This is a genomic window from bacterium, from assembly GCA_024742285.1.
Lineage (GTDB): Bacteria > Myxococcota_A > UBA9160 > UBA9160 > UBA4427 > UBA4427.
In genome coordinates, this window is sequence record JANSYR010000049.1 from 1 (window position 1) to 1,119 (window position 1,119).

Annotated in this window: 1 protein-coding gene; it reads right to left on the bottom strand. The window is 66.8% G+C overall.

Features of this window, described 5'->3' with window-relative positions; genetic code table 11:
* On the bottom strand, window positions 1–857 hold an 857-nt coding region (locus NXI30_29065; GenBank protein ID MCR9098291.1), incomplete at its 3' end, for a substrate-binding domain-containing protein.
* Window positions 858–1,119 lie beyond the last annotated feature (262 nt).

Here is a 1,119-nt window from a genome sequence, read left to right on the forward strand (position 1 = left end):
AGCGGACGCGACACCGGGTACTCGCCGGAAGCGACGGTTTCGGTGGAGGGCATGACGCCGCCCATGGTTGCGACCTTCAGCGTGTCGGTGTTGTTCTCGTAGAACGACAGGCCGAACACGCCGATGCCTTCGGGGTTGGCGGCGATACGGGCGAGGGTCTCGGTGTAGTCGCCGTCGATGTCGACCGACCGGCCATCGGTGCGGACCGCGATGCAGGCGCCTTCGGCGTCGTCCTCGGACATGCCCATGTCGAGCATCGCCTGGAGCGCGCCGGACTCTTCACAGCCGACGAGGAGCACGAACTCTTCGAAGACTTCGCGGGTGCCGTGACGGGTGCCCGGGATGAAGGTTGCGATCTCGACCGCGGGCAGCGACGCATCGACGTCGGACCACATCGTGTTCGGGTTGGCGACCATGGCGCCGTCCACGGGCAGCTCGGGCGCAAGCGCGTTGAACCACTGCTCCTGGGTGAAGGCGGTGAACTCGGGGCCGTCGATCTGGCTCGCGAAGACGATGCCGTCATAGCCGAAGCGGACTTCGATGATGTCGGTCACGCCGTTGGCGGCGCAGGTCTCGATCTCGGACTCGCGGATGGCGCGCGACGCGTTGGCGATGTCGATGGTGTTCTCGCCGACGCCTTCGCAGAACCGCGCGAGACCGGCGGAGGAGCCGCCGCCTTCGACGACGGGGGTCGGGAAGTCGGTGTTCTCGCCGAAGGCTTCGGCCACGATGGAGGCGTAGGGCAGAACGGTCGACGAACCGGAAATCTGAACGTTGTCGCGCGACTGTGCGACGGCGGCCGACGCGGAGACGGCCGCGATGGCGAGCGTCGAGGCAGTCAGTTTCGCAAAGGACATAGGAAGCTCCTGTCAGTTGATGCGAGCGGAGCGGCTCCCCGGCCACTCCCTCGCCGCGAGCGCTATGGATCGGACGCTTCACCTATGTGACGTTTCTGTAAAAGTTTCATGACACGCCTGCCGGACCTGGCGGAAATCGTGGGCCCGCGGAGCCCTCCACCAGCATCGTGTGCCGTCTCCAGGGGGCTCATGGCGCGCGGTTGCGATGCGGACCCCGCTCCGGCCCTTCAGATCCCGCCCGTGGCGGCGGAATCCTCGCTTG